Source organism: Pseudomonas sp. CAU 1711 (genome assembly GCF_039888625.1).
Taxonomy (GTDB): domain Bacteria; phylum Pseudomonadota; class Gammaproteobacteria; order Pseudomonadales; family Pseudomonadaceae; genus Aquipseudomonas.
This window is the reverse complement of sequence record NZ_JBDQQT010000004.1, coordinates 275939-297944: the sequence shown is the minus strand read 5'-3', so window position 1 is coordinate 297944 and position 22006 is coordinate 275939. Positions and strand designations below refer to the sequence as shown.

Here is a 22006-nt window from a genome sequence, read left to right as displayed (position 1 = left end):
GGTGTCATGAGCCCTGTCGATCTGTTGCTGGACCTGCTGCTCGGCCTGCTGCTGGGAACGGTCGGCGGTCTGTTCGGCATTGGCGGCGGCCTGGTGGCGATTCCCGCCCTCGGCGTGCTGTTCGGCCTGGACCAGCAACTGGCCCAGGGCACGGCGCTGGTGATGGTGGTGCCCAATGTGCTACTGGCGCTGTGGCGCTATCACCAGCGCAACCGCATCGTGTTCCGGCATGCCGCGCTGCTCAGCGCCGCCGGCTTCGCCTGTGCCTGGCTGGCCTCGTTGTATGCGGTGGAGCTGCAGGCCGAGCGCATGCGCCAGGCCTTCGTCATTTTTCTCGTCGCCCTGGCGGTCTACAACCTGAGCCGGCTGTTCGTTCGCGGCCCGACGCCGAGCGCCGAGCTGCGCCGCCCTTGGCCCTGGCTGGGCGTGCTGGGCGGCGCGGCCGGGGCCCTGGGCGGTCTGTTCGGGGTGGGCGGCGCGGTGCTGGCGGTGCCGGTGCTGACCACCCTGTTCGGCACCAGCCAGCTGGTGGCCCAGGGCCTGTCGCTGGCCCTGGCGCTGCCGAGCACGGCGGTGACGCTGCTGACCTACGCCGGGCACGGTCATGTCGACTGGAGCATGGGCCTGCCCCTGGCGGTCGGCGGCCTGCTCAGCATCGGCTGGGGGGTGAGGCTGGCCCACTCGCTGCCCGAGCGCCTGCTCAAGGGGCTGTTCTGCGGCTTTCTGCTGGTGTGCGCGGCGCTGCTGGCGCTGGAGTAGGGCGGGCAGGGTACACATGCTACCCGGGCAAACACCGCTGCTACAGGCGGAAACCCTCGACTATATGCTCGGCCAGGGTATCGGTGACCTGCGACTGGCGCTGCGGATGGCGCAGCAGGACGATACTGGTCAGCGGCAGATTGGGCAGGCCATCGGCCTCGCCGAGGATGCGCATGTCCGGGGTGATCAGGCTCTGCAGCTGGGCGGTGAGCGCCAGGCCGGCGCGTACCACGGCGAAGATCGCCGACAGGCTGGGGCTGGTATAGGCGATGCGGTAGGGCCGCTCCATGGCGTCCAGCGCGTTGCAGGCCCAGGCGCGGCAGAAGCAGCCGGCGTTGAACATGGCCAGCGGCATGGGGTTCTGCTCGTGCGGTGTGAAGCCCTGGGCCTCGGCCCAGACGAAGCGTTCCTGGCGCAGTAGCTGGCCGATCTCCTTGCCCGGCTCGCGGGTGACTATGGTCAGGTCGAGATCCTGGCGCTGCAGCAACTGGCCGGAGGTCTCGCAATGCACTTCCACCTGTACCAGCGGGTAGGCCTGGGCGAAGCGCGAGAGGATGTCCGGCAAAAAGCGCATCACATAGTCGTCCGGCGTGCCGATGCGCACGGCGCCGACCATGTGTGGCTCGCGCAGGGTGTTGAGCACCTCGCCATGCAGCTTGAGGATGCGCCGTGCGTAACCCAGCAGTACCTGGCCCTCGGGCGTCAGGCGCACCTGACGGCCGTCGCGCTCGAACAGGGTGCGCTGCACCACGTCGTCCTCCAGGCGCTTCATCTGCATGCTCACCGCCGACTGGGTGCGGTTGACCACCTCGGCGGCGCGGGTGAAGCCGCCGCTGTCGGCGATGGCGACGAAGCTGCGCAGCAGTTCGGTATCGATGCTGGGGTAGTGGGCCATTCATCAATCTCCAAGATGCCTTGCATAAGAAACATTCGTTGGATTGATCTTATGCGTGAAGGGAAACTGGCGCCAACCCCATAGGGAGGGCGAGACGATGAAAGGTCAGAAAGGTTTTGCGATAGTTCCTTCTATATCCTGGCGGCGGCCGCTGCCGAGCCTCGACCTGGGCATGCTGTGGCTGCGCCTGCGGCGCTGGCAGCAACTGGCGCGCGAGCGCCGTCAGCTGGCGATGCTCGACGATGCGGCGCTCAAGGACCTCGGCCTGAGTCGGACCGATGTGCTGCAGGAAAGCGAGCGGCCGTTCTGGGATGATCCGCTCAAGCGCTGAAGTGAATGCATTTGGAGTGGTGGTATGAGTCAGCCGCGCAAGGGCGCCGATCTGTTTCTGTTGCAACTGATGCTGTTGCTCTGCGCGATCTGGGGCAGCCAGCAGGTGGCGATCAAGCTGGCCGCCGAGGATATCGCTCCGCTGCTGCAGGTGGCGCTGCGCTCGGGGATCGCCGCTGTGCTGGTCAGCCTGTTGCTGCTCTGGCGGGGCGTTGCCGGCGGCTGGCTGGCGGCCACCTGGCGCGGCGGCCTGCTGGCCGGCGTGCTGTTCGCCCTGGAATTCTTCTTCATCGCCGAGGGCCTGCGCCATACCACGGCCTCGCACATGGCGGTGTTCCTCTACACGGCGCCGATCTTCTCGGCCCTCGGCCTGCACCTGCTGCTGCCCGGCGAGCGCCTGCAGCCGTTGCAGTGGCTGGGCATCGCCCTGTGCTTCGGCGGCGTGGTGCTGGCGTTTGGCGCGGGGCAGGGCTGGAGCGAGCTGGATGCCGGCATGCTGCTGGGCGACCTGCTCGGCCTGTGCGCCGGCCTGGCCTGGGGGCTGACCACCGTGGTGGTGCGTGGCTCGCGGCTGTCCGAGGCGCCGTCGGCGCTGACCCTGTGGTACCAGCTGGCGGTGTCCTTCGTCCTGCTGCTGGGCTATGCGCTGCTGTTCGTCGACCTGCCCGCGCCGCGCTGGACGGCGCTGGCCATCGGCAGCGTGCTGCTGCAGGGCGTGGTAGTGTCCTTCCTCAGTTACCTGGCCTGGTTCTGGCTGCTGCGGCGCTATCTGGCGTCGAACATGACGGTGTTTTCCTTTATGACCCCCATGTTCGGGGTGAGCTTCGGCGTGCTGCTGCTGGACGAGCCGCTGAGCCTGAATTTCCTGATCGGTGCGTCGCTGGTGCTGCTGGGCATAGCTCTGGTCAGCGGCGCGGACTGGCTGCGCCGGCGCGTGGCCCGGGCGCGGGGCGCCATGGACCCGGTCTAGTGGCCTGTTTGGCTAATTCAAATATCCAATTTCGGCGCCAGGCTTCGCCATACGTCGTTGCCGCTCCTCGCCGTAGCTCTGCTACGACTCGTCGCGGCGCCTAGTCTGGCAAACCCTGGCACTCGAACTTGAATGCACGAATTAACCGCACAGGCCACTAGCCTGTACCCTATCCCAACAAGGAGCGTGCAATGTCCCGTCATCAACTGGCCCAGCTCAATATCGTCACCCTGCGCGAACCGCTGGAGGCGCCCGGCATGGCCGACTTCGTCGCCAACCTGGAGCGCATCAACGCCCTGGCCGAGACCTCGCCCGGCTTCGTCTGGCGTCTGCAGGACGAGGCGGGCGATGCCACGGCGCTGCGCCCCTTCGGCGAGGATGTGCTGGTGAACATGTCGGTGTGGGCCGATGTGCAGTCGCTCAGCGACTACGTGTACAAGTCGGCGCATGCCGAGATGCTCAAGCGCCGCCGCGAATGGTTCGACAAGGCCGGGCAGGCGCACATGGTGCTCTGGTGGGTGCCGACCGGGCATCGGCCGAGCCCGGGCGAGGCGGCCGAGCGCCTGGCGCATCTGCGCGAGCACGGTCCGAGCGCGCATGCCTTTGTCTTTCGCCATGCCTTCGCCGCGCCGGAGGAGGCGCTCGTCCAGCCCTGCTAGGTCGACTGCCCATGCGTCTGTCGCTATCGCTCGCCGAGGCCCGGCGCCTGGCTCTGGTCGCCCAGGGCTTCGGCCGTGCGCCGCGCGGCGGAGTCGGCCTACGCCAGCTGCGCAGCCAGGTCGAACGGCTTGGCGTGCTGCAGATCGACTCGGTCAACGCGCTGGTACGTGCCCACTACCTGCCGGCCTTCTCCCGTCTCGGCCACTACGACCCGGCCCTGCTCGACCAGCTGGCCTGGGGCAAGCCCCGGCAGCGTGCCCTATTCGAGTACTGGGGGCACGAGGCCTCGCTGCTGCCGCTGGAGCTTTACCCGCTGCTGCGCTGGCGCATGCGCAGAGCCGCGCAGGGCCAGGGCATCTATCGGCAACTGACCGAGTTCGGTCGCGAGCGCCGCACCGTCATCGAGCGGGTGCTGCAGGCGGTGCGCGAGCAGGGCGCGCTGGGGGCCGGCAGCCTCGGCACTCGTGTCGGCAAGGCCGGCCCCTGGTGGGACTGGAGCGAGGAAAAGCATGCGCTGGAGTGGCTGTTCGCCGCCGGCGCGGTGACCGTGGCTGCAAGGCGTGGCTTCGAGCGGCTCTACGACCTGCCGGAGCGGGTGATTCCCGCGGCGCTGCTGGAGGCCGATGTAGCCGAGGAGGAGGCCCAGCGTCGGCTGCTGCTGCATTCGGCCGATGCCCTCGGCGTGGCCACGGAGGCGGACTTGCGCGACTACTATCGCCTGGATGCCGGTACCACCAAAGCGCGCATCGCCGAGCTGGTGGAGGCGGGCGAGCTGAGCCGGGTGGCGGTCGAGGGTTGGCGGCAGCCGGCCTACTGCCGGGGCGAGCCGCGCATCCCGCGGCGCAGCGAAGCCTGCGCGCTGCTGTCGCCCTTCGACTCGCTGATCTGGGAGCGCCAGCGTACCGAGCGGCTGTTCGGCTTCCGCTATCGCCTGGAGATCTACACGCCGCCGGCCAAACGGGTATATGGCTACTACGTGCTGCCGGTCCTCTACCGCGGGCTCCTGCTGGCGCGCCTGGACCTGCGCAGCGAGCGGGCCCGGGAGTGCCTGGCGGTACATGCCGTGCACCCGGAGCACGGCTTGCTGGACGCCGAGGCGCTGTCGGCCTTGGCCGGCGAGCTGCATGCCCTGGCTCGCTGGCTGGGACTGGCGCAGGTGCGGGTCGACTGCCGTCTGCCGGCGGCGCCTGCCCTGCGCCAGGCGTTGAACGCTTAGTTCGGCGCGTCGTGGCGGGGCAGTGCCAGGGAGATCAGCGCGGCGCTCAGCACGAAGGCGCTGGATACCCACAGGCAGGCCGCCAGCCCATAGGCCTGGAACACCCAGCCGGAGAGCAGGGTGCCGATCAGCCGGCCCAGTGCGTTGGACATATAGTAGAAGCCGACGTCCAGCGACACGCCGTCCTCCTTGGCGTAGCTGACGATCAGGTAGCTGTGCAGCGAGGAGTTGACCGCGAACAGCGCGCCGAACAGCAACAGGCCGCCGAGCAGCACCAGCTGCGGCGACCAGGCGGCGCTCAGCCCCAGGGCGATTAGCGCCGGCAGCCCGGCCAGCGCCAGCGCCCAGGCGAAGGCGGCGCGGCCGTCCGGCACCTGGCCGCCGTTGCGCCCGGTGATGCGCGGGGCGAAGGACTGCACCATGCCGTAGCCGATGATCCACAGCGCCAGGAAGCCGCCGACCCACCAGAAGTCCCAGCCGAACACGCTGCTCAGGTACACCGGCAAGGCCACCACGAACCACACGTCGCGGGCGCCGAACAGGAACAGGCGGGCGGCGGAGAGGATATTGATCGCCCGGCTCTTGGACAGCAGGTCGCGGAACTTGGGCTTGGCGCGGGCGCGCCCCAGGTCCTTCTTCAACAGCATCAGGCTGCCGACCCAGATCAGCGCCAGCACGCCGGCCATGGCCAGCACGGCGCCGGCGAAGCCGAGCAGGGCCAGCAGCGCGCCGCCGAGGAAGAAACCGACGCCCTTGAGCGCATTCTTCGAGCCGGTGAGCAGGGCCACCCACTGGTACAGCGTGCCCTGCTGGCTGTCCGGCACCAGAAGCTTGATCGAGCTCTTGGCGCTCATCTTGTTCAGGTCCTTGGCGATACCCGACAGCGCCTGCGCGCCCATCACCCAGGGCACCGTCAGCCAGGCGGCCGGCATGGTGAGCATTAGCAGGGCCAGCACCTGCAGGCCGAGGCCGAGGTTCATGGTGCGATTGAGGCCGAGGCGGGCACCCAGGTAGCCGCCGACCAGGTTGGTGACCACGCCGAAGATCTCGTAGAACAGGAACAGCGCGGCGATCTGCAGCGGCGTGTAGCCCAGGCCGTGGAAGTGCAGCACCACCAGCATGCGCAGCGCGCCGTCGGTGAGGGTGAAGGCCCAGTAGTTGCCGGTGACCAGCAGGTACTGGCGCACTTCGCTGGGCAGCTGCGAGAGTCGAGACATTACGGCTTCCTTTTCCCGGATGGCATCCGGCTACAGGGCTGCGAGAGCCGGTGTGCAGGTGTTGCTTGGCGCATTTGCGCCGCTTGCGCCCCTCTCCCCAGCCCTCTCCCCGCAGGGGAGAGGGGGTTAAGTGCGAGGCTTAAGAGTTGCTCTGGCTGTGCTCCCCTCTCCCGCATGCGGGAGAGGGGCTGGGGGAGAGGGGCTGCGTTACGGTAGCCCGGATGCAATCCGGGACTCGGGCGCCCCTGCACTCAACCCGCCGCGCCAACCAACCGCGCCAGTTCCACCGTGCGGTTGGCGTAGCCCCACTCGTTGTCGTACCAGGCGTAGATCTTCACCTGGGTGCCGCCTACCACCAGGGTCGACAGCGCATCGACGATGGAGGAACGCGGGTCGGTGCGGTAGTCGATGGACACCAGCGGACGCTCCTCATAGCCGAGAATGCCTTTGAGCGGGCCCTCTGCGGCGGCCTTGAGCAGGGCGTTGACCTGCTCGGCCGTGGTCGCCCGCTCGACCTCGAACACGCAGTCGGTCAGCGAGGCGTTGGCCAGCGGCACGCGCACCGCATGGCCGTTCAGCTTGCCGCGCAGCTCGGGGAAGATCTCGGCAATCGCCGTGGCCGAACCGGTGGTGGTGGGGATCAGGCTCATGCCGCTGGCCCGCGCCCGGCGCAGGTCCTTGTGCGGCGTGTCGAGGATGCTCTGGGTGTTGGTCAGGTCGTGGATGGTGGTGATCGAGCCGTGGCGGATGCCCAGTGCCTCGTGGATCACCTTGACCACCGGGGCCAGGCAGTTGGTGGTGCAGGAGGCGGCGGTGACGATGCGATGCTGGGCAGGGTCGAACAGATGGTCGTTGACCCCCATCACCACATTCAGTGCGCCCTTTTCCTTGACCGGCGCACAGACCACCACGCGCTTCACGCCTTGCTCCAGGTAGGCCTGCAGCACTTCCACCGACTTCATCTTGCCGCTGGCCTCGAGCACCAGATCGCAGTCGCTCCAGTCGGTATCGGCGATGGCCTTGTTGGTGGTCACGCGGATGCGCTTGCCGTCGATCAGCACGTAGTCGCCGTCGCTGCCGGCCTCGTGCTGCCAGCGGCCGTGCACCGAGTCGAAGCTGAGCAGGTGGGCGTGGGTGGCGGCGTCGCCGGCCGGGTCGTTGATCCGCACGAACTCCAGCTCCGGCCAGTTCCATGCGGCGCGCAGGGCCAGGCGACCGATGCGGCCGAATCCGTTGATGCCGACTTTGAGGGTCATATTGATTGCCTTCGGGTGAGGTGGGAAATATCGGTCTTTCAGCAGCAGCTCGCCTGCCGCTGCGGGCGATTGCCCATGGCGTCGAGGCGCTCGGCGTCGGGGTCGAGCCAGTGCTGGTTGGCCTGCAGCACCGTGGCCAGGGTCTGGCCGACCCACTCGGGCAACTCGGGGTGCAGGCGGTAGTAGACCCACTGGCCCTGGCGGCGATCCGCCAGCAGGCCGCAGGTGCGTAACTGCGCCAGGTGGCGGGATATCTTGGGCTGGCTCTCGCCCAGCGCGCAGGTCAGCTCGCACACGCACAGCTCCTGCTCGCGGGCGATCAGCAGCATCAGGCGGGCGCGGGTCTCGTCCGCCAGGCACTTGAACAGACTGGTCGGGGTCATGGAGGAAACCTCCGCTGCAATAGATATGGTTTTTCGAATATATGGTTTTCCATATGTAATGTAAACCGAAACGGATCGAACGGAGAAAATAAATTGGGGCGATTCACTACGCCTGGCTGGCCGAACCGGAATCCGCGCGCGCCAAGGAAGCTCTGTGCCTACTTGGATTGATCAAGCATGCCTGGTTGGGGAGCGGCGGAGTTTACGGATACCGCAAGATTCACGACGACCTGCGTGAACTGGGGGAGTCCTGTGGCCGGCACCGCGTGGCTCGCCTGATGCGCGTGGAGGGGCTGTGCTCGCAGACCGGCTATCGTCGGCGGCCTGGGTATTACGGAGGCAAGCTGATGGAGGCCTCGCCCAACCGCCTGGAACGGCAGTTCAACGTCAGCGAGCCGAACAATGTCTGGGTCACCGACATCACTTACATTCGCACCTCTGAAGGCTGGTTGTACTTGGCAGTGGTGCTGGATCTGTTTTCGCGCCAGGTAATTGGCTGGTCGATGAAGCCACGGGTGTGCAGCGACCTGGCCATCGATGCGTTGCTGATGGCGATCTGGCGGCGTAAGCCAAAGCAGGCGGTGAAGTTCTGCCAGTTCAGCAACTCGGACTGGCAGAACTTCCTCAAGGCCAACAACCTAATCAGCAGCATGAGTCGACGCGGCAACTGCCACGACAACGCGGTTTCGGAAAGCTTTTCCAGTTACTGAAGCGGGAGCGCATCCGACGGAAAACCTACGGCACCCGCGAAGAAGCCCGTAGTGATGTGTTCGATTACATCGAGATGTTTTATAACTCCAAACGCCGGTACAGCAGGGCTATGCAGCTATCGCCAGTAGAGTTTGAAAAGCGCTATTTCCAGAGCTTGGAGAGTATCTAGAAAATCCGGAGCGATTCAGGCGGCGGTGGCCTTTGGTCACTCTCCATCTGACATACGCCTCAAGCCGGGCGCCCAATATATCGCCGTGTAATTGATCGTGATGGCGGCGGTCAGCCCGATTTCTGCGACTGGGCGCTTATTGTCGGAGTTGAGGGCGGGAATCAGCGGGCTGTTTCTGGATCACCGTCCAAGGCCAGCAAGGCCAAGGACGGTGAAGGTTTCAAAGACCCGCTACCCAGTAGATCGGAAGGCTGCGCCACTTAAGTGAACAGCATTACGCGGAAGCGGGGCTTTTTCATGCGTTCGATTCTAGAAGTCGAAGTCGTAGTCGTTCAGCTGTCTCTGCAGCCGACGCTCTTCCAGCAGATTGTCGATGATGCGGCGCTTGGTCAGGTTGGTCTTGGCCACTTCGACCACGCGTTCGCCGCCTTCTTCGCTGTCCTCGGCGACGAAGTCATCGTCCAGTTCGAGTTCTTCTTTGTCACTGCTCATGGGTCCACTCCAGATTTCGGAATGCTGATGGCGCACCTTATAGCGGCAAAGACAGAGGCGGTAAAAAAGATTTTTTCAATCGGAGTAATGCGCTCGAAAAGGCGGCTCAATCGTCCGAGGTCTTGGCCTTGTACTCGCACAGATCCTCGATGCGGCAGGCGCCACAGCGCGGCTTGCGCGCGGTGCAGACGTAGCGGCCATGCAGGATCAGCCAGTGGTGGGCGTCCAGCAGATAGTCCTTGGGCACGAACTTGAGCAGCTTCTTCTCCACCTCCAGCACGTTCTTGCCGGGAGCGAGGCCGGTGCGATTGCTGACGCGGAAGATATGCGTATCCACCGCCATGGCCGGTTGGCGGAAGGCCGTGTTGAGCACCACGTTGGCGGTCTTGCGGCCGACACCGGGCAGGGCTTCGAGGTCCTCGCGGTTGTCCGGCACCTGGCTGCCATGCTTCTCGATGAGGATGCGGCAGGCCTCGATGACGTTCTTCGCCTTGCTGTTGTACAGGCCGATGGTCTTGATGTACTCGGACAGGCCCTCGACGCCCAGGGCGTAGATGGCTTCCGGGGTGTTGGCCAGCGGGAACAGCTTGGCGGTGGCCTTGTTGACGCTGACGTCGGTGGCCTGGGCCGACAGGGTCACCGCCACCAGCAGCTCGAAGGGCGTGCTGTAGGCCAGCTCGGTCTTCGGCTCCGGGTTGTCCTCGTGCAGGCGGCGGAAGATCTCCAGGCGCTTGGCGGCGTTCATTCGATGACTCCGGTGACTCGCACGCGGCGGCTGACGGCCGGTGCGGCCGGCTCCTCGGCTTTGGCGCGTTCGGCCAGGCGCTCGTCGATGCGGTTCTTCAGGGCGATCAGCAGGCCCAGCACGAGGAATGCGCCCGGCGGCAGGATGGCCAGCAGGAAGCCCTGGTAGCCGGGCAGCAGGGTCAGTTTCCAGTCTGCGGCGATCGGGCCGAACAGCAGCTGCATGTTGGCGAACAGCATGCCGGTGCCTAGCAGCTCGCGCGCCGCGCCGATGGCCAGCAGCACGCCGCCGAAGCCGATGCCCATCATCAGGCCGTCGAAGCTGGCGTGGGCCACGCCGTTCTTCGCCGCGAAGGCCTCGGCGCGGCCGAGGATCACGCAGTTGGTGGTGATCAGCGGGATGAAGATGCCGAGGATCTGGTACAGCTCGTAGGTGAAGGCCTGCATCAGCAGTTCGATGCAGGTGGTCAGCGCGGCGATGATCATGACGAAGGCCGGCAGGCGCACGGCGTCGGTGACCTGGCGGCGGATCAGCGCCACGGCAGCGTTGGAGCAGGTCAGCACCACGGCGGTGGCGATGGCCATGCCGAGGGCGTTGACCACTGAGTTGCTCACTCCCAGCAGTGGGCACAAGCCGAGCAGCTGCACCAGGCCGGGGTTGTTCTTCCACAGGCCGTTGACGGCGATTTCGCGGAAACTAGCCATGGGCGGCCTCCGGGGTCAGCAACTCGGCCTTGTGCTTGTCGAAGTATTGCAGCGCCTTGTGCACGGCCTTGATCACTGCGCGCGGGGTGATGGTGGCGCCGGCGAGCTGGTCGAACTGGCCGCCGTCCTTCTTCACCGCCCAGCCGGCTTCGTCGGGCTGGCTCAGCGACTGGCCGTCGAAGCCGAGAATCCAGCGGCTCTTGGCCAGCTCGATCTTGTCGCCCAGGCCTGGGGTCTCGCGATGCTGCAGGGCGCGCACGCCGGCCAGGCGGCCGTCGGCAAGAATGCCCACGAGCAGTTTGATCGAGCCGCTGTAGCCGTCCGGCGCGGTGACCTGCAGGATCACCGCGCTGGGCTGGCCGCCCAGAGTGGCCAGGTAGGCGGGGGCCGGGTTTCTGTTGCCGAGCAGTTCGTCCTGCACCAGACGGCTGCTGTCGAGCAGGTGATTGTCGTAGCTGCCGGCCGGCAGGATCTGCGCCAGTGCCTGCACCTGGGCTTCGCGCTCGGCGGCGGCGATGCGCGGGGCGGTGCCCTGCTGGATGGCGGCGACCACGCCGACCGTGGCGACGGCGAACAGGCCCAGCACGGCGGCGTTCTTCAGCATGGAGCGGGAGACTTCCGGCAGCACGCTCATTCTCCCAGCTTGAAGCCGCGCTCGGCCTTGCGGTGGCCGTAGGTGCGCGGGCGGGTGTAGTAGTCGATGGTTGGCGCGGCCAGGTTCATCAGCAGGACGGCGAAGGCCACGCCATCCGGATAGCCGCCCCAGGCGCGGATGACGTAGACCAGCACGCCGACGCCGGCGCCGAAGATGATCCGCCCCAGGTTGCTGGTGGCGCCGCTGACCGGGTCGGTGACGATGAAGAAGGCGCCGAGCATGGTGGCGCCGGTCAGCAGGTGGAACAACGGCGAGCCGTTGGAGTCCGAGCCCGAGCCGTTCCAGAACAGCAGGCTCATGACGAACAGGGCGCCGAGCATACCGGCCGGTGCGTGCCAGGCGATGACTTTCTTGTACAGCAGGAACAGGCCGCCGAGCAGGAAGGCCAGGTTGACCCATTCCACGGCCTTGCCGCCGAAGCTGCCGAAGGCCGGGCTCTGTGCCCACAGTTCGTCGAGGGTCAGGCTCTTGTTGATTTTCAGCGTATCCAGCGCGGTGGCCTGGCTCCAGCCATCCGGCAGGGCGGCCAGGCCGAGGATCTGCTGGATGCCCTCGCCGATGCCGACGCTGTGCGGCGCCGGCCAGCTGGTCATGGGAATGGGGAAGGAGATCAGCACCACCACGTAACCGAGCATGGCCGGGTTGAACGGGTTCTGCCCCAGGCCGCCATACAGCTGTTTGCCGAAGACTATGGCAAAACCGACGGCGACCAGGGTCAACCACCAGGGCGCATAAGGCGGCAAGGCCAAGGCCAGCAGCACGGCGGTGACCAGGGCACTGCCGTCCTTGAGGAAGAATGCCAGCGGGCGCTTGCGCACGGCGAGGATGGCCGCCTCGCAGGCGATGGCCACCAGGCAGGCCCAGAGCAGGTTGACCAGGGTGCCGACGCCGAACAGCCAGGTCAGCACCAGGGTGCCCGGCGCGCAGGCGGCCGCGACCAGCAGCATGACGCGCTGGGTCTTGTTGCTGCCCTTGGCGTGGGGCGAGGTGATGCGGGGCAGGGCCATCGGCGCTCCGTCGTTGTATTGCCTTGTGCCGTCAGAGCGGCATGCTCATGTTCTGTAGCCCGGATGCAATCCGGGGTGTTGCTGGGCCATTCACCCGGATTGCATCCGGGCTACGGGCTTTGGTGTTCCGCCAGTTTCTGTTCGGCTGCGTTGAGCCGTGTCCGTGCGGCGTCGAGGGCTTCGGCTGCGGCGCTTTCGTCGCGCTCCAGCTTGCGCAGGTCGGCGCGGGCGAAGGCCACTTCGGTCTTCAGCGCCTTGAGCGCGGTATCGACGCCGGGCTTCTCGGTGCGCACCAGCTCGGGCGCCGGTTTGCCGGAGGCGCCCTCGGCGGCATGCAGGGCCTGTTCCGCTGCAGTCAGGGCCTGGCGCAGTCGCTCCAGCTCGCTCTCGTCGGCCCCAGCTTTTTCGGCTTTCTTCAGCTCGGCGCGTTTCATCGCCAGCTCGATCTTGGCCTTTTTCAGTTCGCTGTCGTCGACGGACTTGGCGGGGGCAGGTGCTGCGGATTGCAGCTGCTCCAGCTCCTTCTCGGCTTCGGCCAGCTTGGCGCGAGTCTGTTCCAGTTCGGCCTGCTGCTCGGCGCTGGGCGCTTCGAGCTTTTCCAGCTTGCGTAGCTGGGCCTTGAGCATGGCGGCTTCGATCTTGGCCTTCTTCAGCGCCTCGTCGTTGGCCGGTGCGGCGGCGGATGGTGCAGGCGCTGCGGATTGCAGTTGCTCCAGCGCTTTCTCGGCCTGGGCCAGCTTGCTGCGAGCCTGCTCCAGTTCGGCCTGTTGCTCAGGCGTCGGGGCTTCGAGCTTTTCCAGCTTGCGCAGCTGGGCCTTGAGCATGGCGGCTTCGATCTTGGCCTTCTTCAGCGCCTCGTCGTTGGCCGGTGCGGTGGCAGTTGGGGGCGCTGCGCTGGCCTGGGCGGCTTCCAAGGCTTTCTGCGCGGCCTCGGCGGCGCTGCGCAGTTCGGCGACCTGGGTCTTGAGCTCGTCGGTGTCGTGCAGGGCCAGCTGCTTCTCGGCCTTCTTCAGCGCGACCTGGGCCATGCTGGCCTCGATCTTCAGGCGTTTGAGCTGCTCGTCGGCGGCGCTCGGCGCGGCGCTGGCGGGTGCCGCTGCAGCGGCCTCGGCTTGCGCCGCCTTGGCCTTGGCGGCGCGTTCGGCGCGGGCCTGGCGTTCGGCCTCCTTGCGTTCTTCCTCACGGCGCAGGCGTTCCTGGCGCAGTTCGAAGCGCTGCTTGGAGTGCTCGGCCTTCTGTTGCTTCTGCTCCAGCTCGCGGATCTCGCCCTTGGCGGCGCGGTAGTACTGCACCAGCGGGATGCTGGAGGGGCAGACATAGGCGCAGGCGCCGCATTCGATGCAGTCGAACAGGTTGTGCGCCTTGAGCTGCTCGTGCTGCTGGCCGAGTGCGAAGAAATGCAGCTGCTGCGGCAGCAGGCTGGCCGGGCAGGCCTCGGCGCATTCGCCGCAGCGGATGCAGGGCATGGCCGGCGGCGGTGTGGGCAGCTCGCTGGCGGTGCCGGCCAGCAGGCAGTTGGCGGTCTTGACCAGCGGCACGCCGAGCTCGGGCAGGGTGAAGCCCATCATCGGCCCGCCCATCACCAGGCGATGGAGCTTGCCATGGTCGAGCCCGGCGAAGGCCAGCAACTCTTCCACCGGAGTGCCGAGCAGTGCCTCGACATTGCCCGGCCGCGCCAGGGCTTCGCCGGTCAGGGTGGTGATCCGCGAGATCAGCGGCTTGCCCAGCAGCACGGCATCGTGAATCGCCACGCAGGTACCGACGTTCTGGCAGAGCATGCCGATATCGGCCGGCAGGCCGCCGGAAGGCACCTCCACGCCGGTGAGAATCTGGATCAGCTGCTTCTCGCCGCCGGACGGGTACTTGGTGGGGAACACCTTGAGCCGGTAGCTGCGCTCGCTCAGGGCGCCGCGCACGGCGGCGATGGCCTCGGGCTTGTTGTCCTCGATGCCGATCAGCACTTCCTCGGGCTGGATCAACTGCACCAGGATATCGATGCCGGACACCAGCTCGACGGCGCGTTCGCGCATCAGCAGATCGTCGGCGGTGATATAGGGCTCGCACTCGGTGCCGTTGATGATCAGGGTGTGGATCTTCTGCGTCGGCCGCGCGGTGAGCTTGACCGCCGTGGGGAAGCCGGCGCCGCCGAGGCCGTTGATGCCGGCCTCGCGGATCAGCTCCAGCAGCTCGGTCGAATCCATATGGCGGTAGTCGGGCTGGGGCGTCAGCTCGATCCACTGCTCCAGGCCGTCGCTGTCGATGACGATGGCCGGCGCCAGCATGCCGGAGACATGCGGGTAGGGCTGCGGGCCGATGAAGCTCACGGTGCCGGAGGTCGGCGCATGCACGGCGGCGCTGACGAAACCGTTGGCCGCGGCGATCTTCTGGCCCTTGAGCACGCGCTCGCCCACCGCCACGCAGGGCTCGGCGGCGGCGCCGATATGCTGGCCCAGCGGCAGGATCAGGCGCTTGGGCAGCGGCGCGCGCTGGATCGGCGTGCGGTTGGACAGTTCTTTGCGTTCGGCCGGGTGGATGCCGCCGGGAATGTCCCAGATGCGTTCGTGGGCGCTCATGCGGCCTGCTCCCGGTCACTGGCGATCAGCCGGCCGGGGGCCAGCGGCAGCTGCCATTTCCAGCTCTGCACGCTGCCGCCGACTTCCACCATGTCGATGCAGTCCACCGGGCAGGGCTCGACGCACAGGTCGCAGCCGGTGCACTCGCTGGCGATCACCGTGTGCATCTGCTTGGCCGCACCGACGATGGCGTCCACCGGGCAGGCCTGGATGCACTTGGTGCAGCCGATGCACTCGGCCTCGCGGATCACCGCGACCATCTGCGGTTTCTCGCCCTCGACGGCGTCCAGCGGTTCCGGCTCGACGTCGAGCAGGTCGGCCAGGGCGGCGATGGTGGCCTCGCCGCCGGGGGGGCACTTGTTGATCTTGTCGCCGCTGGCGATGGCCTCGGCGTAGGGCTTGCAGCCTGGGTAGCCGCACTGGCCGCACTGGGTCTGCGGCAGCAGGGCGTTGATCTGCTCGGCGATGGGATCGCCCTCGACCTTGAAGCGCACGGCGGCGAAGCCAAGGATGGCGCCGCCGAGCAGGCACAGGCCGAGCAGGGCGAGAACGGCAATCAGGACCAGGCTCATAGTTTGATCAGCCCGGCGAAGCCCATGAACGCCAGGGACATCAGCCCGGCGGTGATCATGCCGATGGAAGCGCCCTGGAACGGCTTGGGCACGTCGGCGATGGCGATGCGCTCACGCATGGCGGCGAACAGCACCAGCACCAGGGAGAAGCCGATGCCGGCGGCGAAGCCGTTGGCGGTGGCGCTGATAAAGGTGAACTCGGCCTTGTTGGCATTGACCAGGGCCACGCCGAGGACGATGCAGTTGGTGGTGATCAGCGGCAGGAAAATGCCCAGCACGCGGTAGAGCAGGGGGCTGGTCTTGTGCACCACCATCTCGGTGAACTGCACGGTGACGGCGATCACCAGGATAAAACTGATGGTGCGCAGGAACTCCAGGCCCAGCGGCTCCAGCACGTACTCCTGCACCAGGTAGCTGCACATGGCGGCCAGGGTGAGGACGAAAGTGGTGGCCAGGGACAGGCCGATGGCGGTCTCGATCTTCTTCGACACACCCATGAACGGACAGAGGCCGAGGAACTGCACCAGCACGAAATTGTTGACCAGGATGGCGCTGACCATGATCAGGAGGAGGTCGGTCATGGGATTGCCGTTGTACGCAGGGTCAGGGAAAGGGGCAGTCATTATCGGGAAGGCCCCGAGGGCATACAAGTGCCGCACCGCCCTCACTGCTGCTTGTCGTGAGGGCGGTATCCGCAGCAGGCGATTGGGCGTTCCGCTTGTGCGGCGCGGCTGCCAGCGCTGGCTTGGCAAGGCACGGGATGCCTCGCTGCAGGTGCATCGAGGATGCGTGGCGAACATTTGCCCTGTGGACGGATTCGAATATTTCGCTGACGGATATAGAGGAGGTACGCATATTGCCAAATGGACTTAGTGTTCCGATAATAACCGCTCAGTCATTAAAAAGAACCTTTGAGCCAACGCTTCGACCATTCATCGCGCTATCAGGAATACGTTTACGAAACCTGCTCTAGGCTCAAGTCGAGGGAACGAGTTCAACCGTGCAAGGAGTGCCGCGATTGCCCGCATGGCGGGCTTGAAGTTCGCAGAAGGAGTCCTTGTGTGTCTCGACAGTTGCGCGGCTTTACCCTGATCGAGTTGATGATCGTCATAGCGATCATCGGCATTCTCGCGGCCATCGCCTGGCCGAGCTATCAGCAGCATGTCATCCGCGGCAAGCGTTCCGCCGCTCAGGCGGCGATGATGGACATCGCCAACCGGCAGAAACAGTTTCTGCTGGCCAACCGCGCCTATGCCGACAAGACGACCCTGGAGAACAGCGGTTACACGCTGCCGGCGGATGTCAGCGCGGCCTACACCTATACCGTCACCCTAGGCGCCGGATCTGCTCCCAGCTTCACCCTCACCTTCACTCCCCAGGGGGCGCAGGCCAGTGACGGTGCCCTCACGCTCAACAGCCAGGGGGTGAAAACCCCGGCGGGTAAGTGGTGAGCCCATGCGTCAGTCGATCTTCTCGCAGCGTGGAGTCAGTTTGGTCGAGGTGCTGGTCACCATGGTCATCCTGGCCATCGGTCTACTGGGCGTGATGGGGCTCCAAGCGCGCTTACAGGAATCGGAGATGGAAACCTACCAACGCTCCCAGGCGCTGATCCTGCTCGAGGATATGGCGCAGCGACTGGCGGCCAACCGGAATGCGGCTGCCAGCTACGTGACGGGTGGCGCCAATCCTGTCGGCGCCGGGATGAGCTGCCAGTCTACGACCACGACTCAGCGGGATCGCGACCTCAAGGAATGGTGCGAGGAGCTGCAGGGTGCCGCCGAAACCCTAGGTGCCAGTGGTTCACGTGTCGGCGCCATGCTGGGCGGGCGGGGTTGCGTGGAGTCGCTGGGGAGCAATCAGTATCTGATCACGGTGGCCTGGCAGGGCCTGGCGCCGTTGACGGCGCCTCCCGCCGGCGCAGCCTGCGGGCGCAATAGCTACGACAGCGCGGGCAGCTCGTGCACCGGCGACCGCTGCCGCCGCGTGGTGACCACTCTGGTACGGATCGCACCGCTATGAAGAACTCGCCTGCCCTCATGCATCCGCAGCGGTCGACCGGAGGCTTCGGTCTCATCGAGTTGATGGTGGCGATGGCGATCGGTCTTGTCATCACTGCCGCTACCCTCACGCTCTATGTGGATATGAGCCGCAGCAATAACGAGCTGGCCAAGACCAATACCCAAATCGAAAACGGTCGCCTGGCCATACAGTTACTGCGTGACGACCTGATGCACGCGGGGTTCTGGAACGGTTACATCCCGAATTTCGACGACATGACGCTCACCGGGGCGCCCGCCGACTATCCCCGGGATATACCGTCGCCATGCCTGGCCTATGCATCTTGGACCAGTCAGCACCGGGAAAACCTGATTGGCGTCCCGGTGGCGTTGTATGCCGATGTCCCGTCTGGCTGCTCGAGCCAACTGCCCGACAAGCAACCCAATAGCGACGTATTGGTAGTGCGGCATGTGCAGAACTGCGTCGCTGGCGCGGCCAATTGCGAGGCGCTCACCGCCGGAAAACTGTACTGGCAGACCTCCTTCTGCGAGGCCGAGGCGCGTTATCAACTGTCTGACGCGGGGCTCACATTGACTCGGCGGGACTGCACCACAACTGCCGAGATCCGCAAGTTCGTCAACAACATCTATTACCTGCGCAACTACGCCCTGGATCCTGGCGACGGTATTCCCACCCTCATGCAGTCCTCCTTCGACTTGCAGGCTGGGAGTCTGGTGCAGCAACCCGCCGTGGCCATGGTGGAAGGCGTCGAGGCCATGCGTTTCGAGTTTGGCGTGGATGACCGCAGCGACGCCAATCAGGCGGTCAGCCACACCCAGGCAATCACCTGGGCCAACCCGCAGAGTCGCTCGTCTCCGACCAATCGAGGCGATGGCGCGGCGGATCGTAGTTGCACCTCGACTACCTGCTCCTCAGCCATCACGCCGGCATGCGATATGGACCCGACCAAGCCCGCGCTGTGCAACATGGTCGACAGCGTGGTGGTGAAGGTCTACCTCCTGGTGCGCAATCTCGAACCTACGCCGGGGTACGTCTCCAGCCAACAGTACACACTCGCCGGGCAGACCTACGGCCCCTTCAATGACAACTTTCAGCGCCACGTCTATTCGACCACCGTTCGCCTGACCAATGTGTCTGGCAGGAGGGAAACTCCATGAACAGCTTGCCCCGGCGGCAGCAGGGAATGGCTCTGGTCATCACCCTGATCATGCTGTTGCTCATGACCTTGATGGTCTCGTCGAGCTTCACCCTCAGTACAACGAACCTGGAGGGCGTAGGCAGCCAGCAGTGGCGCAGCGAAGCGCTGGCGGCAGCCGACACGGCCATTGAGCAGGTCATCGGTTCGTCCTTCACGACCGCCCCGGCGGCTCAATCCATCAGTGTGGATATGAACCAGAACGGCTCGGCCGACTATGTGGTGCAGGTATCCCAACCCGTATGTGTCAGGGCGCGGGTAGCCAGCGTGGCCCCGCCGAGCAGCATGGGCTTGCAAGGGATGTCGAACAATACCTGGAACACCATCTGGGAAATTGTCGCCGCGGTGCAGGATCCGGTCAGTGGGGCTTCGGTGCGGGTGCGTTCCGGAGTGCGTGTCTTGCTTTCCGAGTCGGTCAAGAACGCGATCTGTCCTTGAGCTAGCTGTCATGAGGTATGCGTTATGAAATCGATCATCTGCAAGGCTCTCCTGCTCGCGATGAGCGCCATGGTGATGGCCGAGCGGTCGTACGCCGAGGACATCGACCTGTTCGTTGGCAATCCCAGCAGCGTCACGGAAGCGCCCAACGTCTTGATCGTTCTGGACAATACCGCCAACTGGAACCAGCCATTCGCCAACGAGAAGGCGGCCCTGGTGTCTGTGATCAACGCACTGCCGCCGGACAAGTTCCGTGTCGGTGTGATGATGTTCACCGAAAGTGGCGGCGGCAATTCCGGCAATGATGGCGCCTATGTGAGGGCGGCCATCCGCCCGCTGACAGCCGCGCACAAGACGCGCATGCAGGCCCTGGTCAACAGCCTGCACCAGAACGACGACAAGTCGAACGGCGGCAAGGTCGGCAAGGCCATGCAGGAGGCCTATCTCTACTTCTCTGCAGGCACGCCACACGCCGGCAATAACAAGGCGAAGACCGACTTCACCGGCAACACTGGGGTAAATGCCGCCTCCGATGCCATCTATGCCGTGGCCGGGAATGCCCTGGCCAGCAAGGGCAGCAGCACCTATCTCTCGCCGATTGTCGCCGGCTGTGCCAAGAACTTCATCATCTACATCAGCAACGGCGCCGCCCAGGACAATAATGCCGATACCGTGCAGTCCACCAACGCCTTGGCGGCGGCCGGCGGCTCCACCACTACTATCCCGATCACTCCCAGCGGCTCCCAGAGCAACGTCGCCGACGAATGGACTCGCTTCATGAAGAAGCACAGTTTGGGCGTGACGACCTATACGGTGGATATCGACAAGATCACCACCGGTCAGGGACCGGGCTGGACCGCGTTGCTGCAAAGCATGGCCCGCGTCAGCGGCGGTAAATACTTCGATGTCAGCAGCGGCTCGGGCGGTTCGCAAATCGTCAACGCCTTGAATGCGATCTTCTCCGAGATCCAGGCGGTGAACAGTGTCTTTGCTTCGGTCAGCCTGCCGATCAGCGTGAATACCCAGGGTACCTTTCTCAATCAGGTGTATGTCGGCATGTTCCGCCCGGACCAGGATTCCTTTCCGCGTTGGTTCGGCAATCTCAAGCAATACAAGCTCGGCCTGATCAACAATGATCTGCGCTTGCTGGATGCCAACGATACGAGCGCGATCAACAGCGCAACGGGATTCATCACCGAATGTGCGCGTAGTTTCTGGACGCCTTCGGCGGTCGACAACTACTGGACGTTCAGTCCCCGTGGCGAATGCCTCGCGGTGGCCGGTTCCGACGTCTCCAACTATCCGGATGGAAACGTGGTGGAGAAAGGGGCCCAGGGACATCGCCTGCGCAACGCGGCCACGCGCACGGTGTACACCTGTTCGCGGACCTTCGGCAGTTGCACTTCGCTGACGTCCTTCAGTACCACCAATGCCGACATTACCCAGGCGAGCCTCGGCGCAGCCGACGCCACCGCACGAAGCGACCTGATCACTTGGGCCCGTGGCCAGGATCTGCTGGAGGAAAATGGCAACGGCAACACCACCGAAGTACGACCATCCGTGCATGGCGATGTGGTGCATTCACGGCCAGTGGCGATCAACTACGGTACCGATGCATCGCCGGAGGTTGTGGTGTTCTACGGCGGCAACGACGGTGTGCTGCGCGCAATAAACGGCAATAGGACTGACAGCCAGATCGGTTTCACTGCGGGCAGTGAGCTGTGGTCATTCATGCCGCCGGAGTTCTTCGGCAACATCAAGCGGCTGTACGACAACACCAGCACCATCAGTTTCCCGGGCAGTAGCAGTGGTACGCCGAAATCCTATGGCATGGACGGTGCCGTGACTGCCTACAAGCAAGGCAGCAATGCCTGGTTGTATTCCACCATGCGCCGTGGTGGGCGTGTGCTCTACGCGTTCGACGTGTCGGCAAGGGGAGCGCCCACCCTGAAGTGGAAGCGAGGCTGCCCGAACAACTTCCCGGCTTCAGGCGCGGTGAGCGATGTCGACTGCAGTTCGGGGTTCAGCGGCATTGGCCAGACCTGGTCGGCGCCCAAGGTCATCAAGACGGCTGGCTATGGTTCGGGCGCCTCGCCCATGCTGATCATGGGCGGGGGATACGATACTTGCGAAGACGCCGACCCGCACAGTTGCACCAGTTCCACCAAGGGCAACAAGGTCTATGTGCTCGACGCAGATACGGGAAGTCTGCTGCGCACGTTCGACACGGATCGCAGTGTCGTGTCCGAGATATTCGTAGTGCCGGACAGTAGCGGCCTGGGCATCTACGGTTACGTGGCGGACCTGGGTGGAAACGTCTACCGCATCACCATGGGCACCGCTGCACCGGCATCCTGGAGCATGGTCAAGATTGCCGCGCTGGGGCCGAACCGCAAGTTCATGTTTGCGCCGGATGTCGTTCAGGACGGCTCGGACTATGTCCTCCTGCTCGGTTCGGGTGACCGGGAGAAGCCCTTGCTCAGCTACACGGCTGCTTCCAGTGCCACCAATTACTTCTTCATGCTGCGCGATAGGCCAAACGACTCGGCCTGGTTGACGAGCGAAGTCGCAAATTGCGGGGCCGCTCAACTGTGCCTGAGCTCCCTGCTGCCGATCACCAGTTCGGCCACGCCCAGCGCGAGCACGCTGGCAACGAAGAAGGGTTGGTACCTGGGTTTGAGCTCGACCGAGCAAGTCGTGACCTCGGCGATAACCGTGTTCGGTGTGGTGACCTTCAGCACCCACCAGCCGGCAGTGGCGACGCCCGGTGTGTGCAGCAGCCTCGGGGAGGCGCGGGTATACAACATCAGTTATCTGAATGCCGAGGGCAATAACGGCCAGCGCTACCTGGACCTGGCCGGTGATGGCCTGCCACCTTCGCCGGTCGCGGGCATGGTGACGTTGGATGATGGCCGTACGGTGCCTTTCGTCATCGGCGCCAACCCCAATTCGCCGCTCGAGGGCAGCCCGCCCGTGCAGCCGCTGTCTGTGCTGCAGCCTACGGCGCGGGTCTACTGGAACGTCGAGGACTAGGAGGGTA

At 65.3% G+C, this 22006-nt stretch carries 22 protein-coding genes and 2 pseudogenes; 12 read left to right on the top strand and 12 right to left on the bottom strand.

Features of this window, described 5'->3' with window-relative positions; all coding sequences use genetic code 11:
- Positions 1–6: 6 nt before the first annotated feature.
- Positions 7–759, top strand: a complete 753-nt coding sequence (locus tag AAFN46_RS06595; protein ID WP_347807886.1) for a sulfite exporter TauE/SafE family protein — start codon at positions 7–9, stop codon at positions 757–759.
- A gap of 40 nt (positions 760–799) precedes the next feature.
- Here AAFN46_RS06595 and AAFN46_RS06590 read toward each other — a convergent pair whose 3' ends face one another.
- Complete coding sequence (locus tag AAFN46_RS06590; RefSeq protein WP_347807885.1) at positions 800–1654, bottom strand: LysR substrate-binding domain-containing protein; 855 nt, start codon at positions 1652–1654, stop codon at positions 800–802.
- Between the two features lie 97 nt (positions 1655–1751).
- On the opposite strand from AAFN46_RS06590, the gene AAFN46_RS06585 reads away from it, so the two are divergent.
- From AAFN46_RS06585 to AAFN46_RS06570, 4 genes are all read left to right on the top strand, one after another.
- Positions 1752–1985, top strand: a complete 234-nt coding sequence (locus AAFN46_RS06585; protein ID WP_347807884.1) for a DUF1127 domain-containing protein — start codon at positions 1752–1754, stop codon at positions 1983–1985.
- A 24-nt stretch (positions 1986–2009) separates the two neighbouring features.
- Complete coding sequence (locus AAFN46_RS06580; RefSeq protein ID WP_347807883.1) at positions 2010–2954, top strand: DMT family transporter; 945 nt, start codon at positions 2010–2012, stop codon at positions 2952–2954.
- A gap of 191 nt (positions 2955–3145) precedes the next feature.
- Positions 3146–3613 carry a DUF3291 domain-containing protein gene (locus AAFN46_RS06575; protein ID WP_347807882.1) on the top strand — a complete coding sequence of 156 codons (468 nt, stop codon included), beginning with the start codon at positions 3146–3148 and terminating at the stop codon, positions 3611–3613.
- A gap of 11 nt (positions 3614–3624) precedes the next feature.
- The gene (locus AAFN46_RS06570; protein ID WP_347807881.1) at positions 3625–4830 is read left to right on the top strand and encodes a crosslink repair DNA glycosylase YcaQ family protein; all 1206 of its coding nucleotides are present in this window, start codon (positions 3625–3627) and stop codon (positions 4828–4830) included.
- Here the strand turns inward: AAFN46_RS06570 and arsJ are convergent.
- The 3 genes from arsJ to AAFN46_RS06555 all read right to left on the bottom strand — a co-directional run bounded on the left by arsJ (position 4827) and on the right by AAFN46_RS06555 (position 7686).
- Positions 4827–6047, bottom strand: a complete 1221-nt coding sequence (arsJ, locus tag AAFN46_RS06565) for an organoarsenical effux MFS transporter ArsJ (RefSeq protein ID WP_347807880.1) — start codon at positions 6045–6047, stop codon at positions 4827–4829. The two genes, AAFN46_RS06570 and arsJ, sit on opposite strands and share 4 nt — an antisense overlap.
- Positions 6048–6298: 251 nt before the next feature.
- Positions 6299–7303, bottom strand: coding sequence for an ArsJ-associated glyceraldehyde-3-phosphate dehydrogenase (locus tag AAFN46_RS06560; RefSeq protein ID WP_347807879.1), 1005 nt, complete (start codon positions 7301–7303; stop codon positions 6299–6301).
- Positions 7304–7341: 38 nt separating this feature from the next.
- A complete protein-coding gene (locus AAFN46_RS06555; RefSeq protein ID WP_347807878.1) occupies positions 7342–7686 on the bottom strand; it encodes a metalloregulator ArsR/SmtB family transcription factor in 345 nt (114 codons plus the stop codon).
- A 107-nt stretch (positions 7687–7793) separates the two neighbouring features.
- Between AAFN46_RS06555 and AAFN46_RS06550 the strand changes: the two are divergent.
- Both AAFN46_RS06550 and AAFN46_RS06545 read left to right on the top strand, forming a co-directional pair.
- Positions 7794–8566 (top strand): annotated as a pseudogene (locus AAFN46_RS06550) (IS3 family transposase); the annotation flags it as partial.
- A pseudogene (locus AAFN46_RS06545) lies at positions 8550–8834 on the top strand (IS4 family transposase); the annotation flags it as partial. The pseudogenes AAFN46_RS06550 and AAFN46_RS06545, both read left to right, overlap by 17 nt.
- A 41-nt stretch (positions 8835–8875) precedes the next feature.
- Here the strand turns inward: AAFN46_RS06545 and AAFN46_RS06540 are convergent.
- The 8 genes from AAFN46_RS06540 to rsxA all read right to left on the bottom strand — a co-directional run bounded on the left by AAFN46_RS06540 (position 8876) and on the right by rsxA (position 15895).
- The gene (locus AAFN46_RS06540; protein WP_347807877.1) at positions 8876–9058 is read right to left on the bottom strand and encodes a hypothetical protein; all 183 of its coding nucleotides are present in this window, start codon (positions 9056–9058) and stop codon (positions 8876–8878) included.
- Between the two features lie 106 nt (positions 9059–9164).
- Positions 9165–9803 carry an endonuclease III gene (gene nth, locus AAFN46_RS06535; protein ID WP_347807876.1) on the bottom strand — a complete coding sequence of 213 codons (639 nt, stop codon included), beginning with the start codon at positions 9801–9803 and terminating at the stop codon, positions 9165–9167.
- The gene (locus tag AAFN46_RS06530; protein WP_347807875.1) at positions 9800–10507 is read right to left on the bottom strand and encodes an electron transport complex subunit E; all 708 of its coding nucleotides are present in this window, start codon (positions 10505–10507) and stop codon (positions 9800–9802) included. Before AAFN46_RS06530 ends, nth begins: the two co-directional genes overlap by 4 nt.
- Positions 10500–11135, bottom strand: a complete 636-nt coding sequence (gene rsxG, locus AAFN46_RS06525) for an electron transport complex subunit RsxG (protein ID WP_347807906.1) — start codon at positions 11133–11135, stop codon at positions 10500–10502. Before rsxG ends, AAFN46_RS06530 begins: the two co-directional genes overlap by 8 nt.
- A gap of 2 nt (positions 11136–11137) precedes the next feature.
- The gene (locus AAFN46_RS06520; RefSeq protein WP_347807874.1) at positions 11138–12169 is read right to left on the bottom strand and encodes an RnfABCDGE type electron transport complex subunit D; all 1032 of its coding nucleotides are present in this window, start codon (positions 12167–12169) and stop codon (positions 11138–11140) included.
- A 110-nt stretch (positions 12170–12279) separates the two neighbouring features.
- On the bottom strand, positions 12280–14742 hold the full coding sequence (gene rsxC / locus AAFN46_RS06515; RefSeq protein ID WP_347807873.1) for an electron transport complex subunit RsxC: 2463 nt from the start codon (positions 14740–14742) through the stop codon (positions 12280–12282).
- Complete coding sequence (rsxB, locus tag AAFN46_RS06510) at positions 14739–15314, bottom strand: electron transport complex subunit RsxB (protein WP_347807872.1); 576 nt, start codon at positions 15312–15314, stop codon at positions 14739–14741. The genes rsxC and rsxB overlap by 4 nt, the downstream gene beginning before the upstream one ends.
- The gene (gene rsxA / locus AAFN46_RS06505) at positions 15311–15895 is read right to left on the bottom strand and encodes an electron transport complex subunit RsxA (protein ID WP_347807871.1); all 585 of its coding nucleotides are present in this window, start codon (positions 15893–15895) and stop codon (positions 15311–15313) included. Before rsxA ends, rsxB begins: the two co-directional genes overlap by 4 nt.
- A 480-nt stretch (positions 15896–16375) precedes the next feature.
- Between rsxA and AAFN46_RS06500 the strand changes: the two genes are divergently transcribed.
- From AAFN46_RS06500 to AAFN46_RS06480, 5 genes are read left to right on the top strand one after another with little or no spacing between them, the layout of a single operon-like run.
- Positions 16376–16765, top strand: a complete 390-nt coding sequence (locus AAFN46_RS06500) for a type IV pilin protein (protein WP_347807870.1) — start codon at positions 16376–16378, stop codon at positions 16763–16765.
- A 4-nt stretch (positions 16766–16769) separates the two neighbouring features.
- Positions 16770–17333, top strand: coding sequence for a type IV pilus modification protein PilV (pilV, locus tag AAFN46_RS06495; RefSeq protein WP_347807869.1), 564 nt, complete (start codon positions 16770–16772; stop codon positions 17331–17333).
- Positions 17330–18490: a PilW family protein gene (locus tag AAFN46_RS06490; RefSeq protein ID WP_347807868.1), complete on the top strand. Its 1161-nt coding sequence runs from the start codon at positions 17330–17332 to the stop codon at positions 18488–18490. Before pilV ends, AAFN46_RS06490 begins: the two co-directional genes overlap by 4 nt.
- On the top strand, positions 18487–18966 hold the full coding sequence (locus tag AAFN46_RS06485) for a PilX N-terminal domain-containing pilus assembly protein (RefSeq protein ID WP_347807867.1): 480 nt from the start codon (positions 18487–18489) through the stop codon (positions 18964–18966). Before AAFN46_RS06490 ends, AAFN46_RS06485 begins: the two co-directional genes overlap by 4 nt.
- A gap of 24 nt (positions 18967–18990) precedes the next feature.
- Positions 18991–21999, top strand: coding sequence for a pilus assembly protein PilY (locus AAFN46_RS06480; protein WP_347807866.1), 3009 nt, complete (start codon positions 18991–18993; stop codon positions 21997–21999).
- Positions 22000–22006: the final 7 nt, after the last annotated feature.

What these genes read in the sequence shown, in the direction of transcription:
- AAFN46_RS06595 (WP_347807886.1), top strand. Translation starts at nt 7, where the DNA reads ATGAGCCCTGTCGATCTGTTGCTGGACCTGCTGCTCGGCCTGCTGCTG.
- AAFN46_RS06590 (WP_347807885.1), bottom strand. Translation starts at nt 1,654, where the DNA reads ATGGCCCACTACCCCAGCATCGATACCGAACTGCTGCGCAGCTTCGTC.
- AAFN46_RS06585 (WP_347807884.1), top strand. Translation starts at nt 1,752, where the DNA reads ATGAAAGGTCAGAAAGGTTTTGCGATAGTTCCTTCTATATCCTGGCGG.
- AAFN46_RS06580 (WP_347807883.1), top strand. Translation starts at nt 2,010, where the DNA reads ATGAGTCAGCCGCGCAAGGGCGCCGATCTGTTTCTGTTGCAACTGATG.
- AAFN46_RS06575 (WP_347807882.1), top strand. Translation starts at nt 3,146, where the DNA reads ATGTCCCGTCATCAACTGGCCCAGCTCAATATCGTCACCCTGCGCGAA.
- AAFN46_RS06570 (WP_347807881.1), top strand. Translation starts at nt 3,625, where the DNA reads ATGCGTCTGTCGCTATCGCTCGCCGAGGCCCGGCGCCTGGCTCTGGTC.
- arsJ (WP_347807880.1), bottom strand. Translation starts at nt 6,047, where the DNA reads ATGTCTCGACTCTCGCAGCTGCCCAGCGAAGTGCGCCAGTACCTGCTG.
- AAFN46_RS06560 (WP_347807879.1), bottom strand. Translation starts at nt 7,303, where the DNA reads ATGACCCTCAAAGTCGGCATCAACGGATTCGGCCGCATCGGTCGCCTG.
- AAFN46_RS06555 (WP_347807878.1), bottom strand. Translation starts at nt 7,686, where the DNA reads ATGACCCCGACCAGTCTGTTCAAGTGCCTGGCGGACGAGACCCGCGCC.
- AAFN46_RS06540 (WP_347807877.1), bottom strand. Translation starts at nt 9,058, where the DNA reads ATGAGCAGTGACAAAGAAGAACTCGAACTGGACGATGACTTCGTCGCC.
- nth (WP_347807876.1), bottom strand. Translation starts at nt 9,803, where the DNA reads ATGAACGCCGCCAAGCGCCTGGAGATCTTCCGCCGCCTGCACGAGGAC.
- AAFN46_RS06530 (WP_347807875.1), bottom strand. Translation starts at nt 10,507, where the DNA reads ATGGCTAGTTTCCGCGAAATCGCCGTCAACGGCCTGTGGAAGAACAAC.
- AAFN46_RS06520 (WP_347807874.1), bottom strand. Translation starts at nt 12,169, where the DNA reads ATGGCCCTGCCCCGCATCACCTCGCCCCACGCCAAGGGCAGCAACAAG.
- rsxC (WP_347807873.1), bottom strand. Translation starts at nt 14,742, where the DNA reads ATGAGCGCCCACGAACGCATCTGGGACATTCCCGGCGGCATCCACCCG.
- rsxB (WP_347807872.1), bottom strand. Translation starts at nt 15,314, where the DNA reads ATGAGCCTGGTCCTGATTGCCGTTCTCGCCCTGCTCGGCCTGTGCCTG.
- rsxA (WP_347807871.1), bottom strand. Translation starts at nt 15,895, where the DNA reads ATGACCGACCTCCTCCTGATCATGGTCAGCGCCATCCTGGTCAACAAT.
- pilV (WP_347807869.1), top strand. Translation starts at nt 16,770, where the DNA reads ATGCGTCAGTCGATCTTCTCGCAGCGTGGAGTCAGTTTGGTCGAGGTG.
- AAFN46_RS06490 (WP_347807868.1), top strand. Translation starts at nt 17,330, where the DNA reads ATGAAGAACTCGCCTGCCCTCATGCATCCGCAGCGGTCGACCGGAGGC.
- AAFN46_RS06485 (WP_347807867.1), top strand. Translation starts at nt 18,487, where the DNA reads ATGAACAGCTTGCCCCGGCGGCAGCAGGGAATGGCTCTGGTCATCACC.
- AAFN46_RS06480 (WP_347807866.1), top strand. Translation starts at nt 18,991, where the DNA reads ATGAAATCGATCATCTGCAAGGCTCTCCTGCTCGCGATGAGCGCCATG.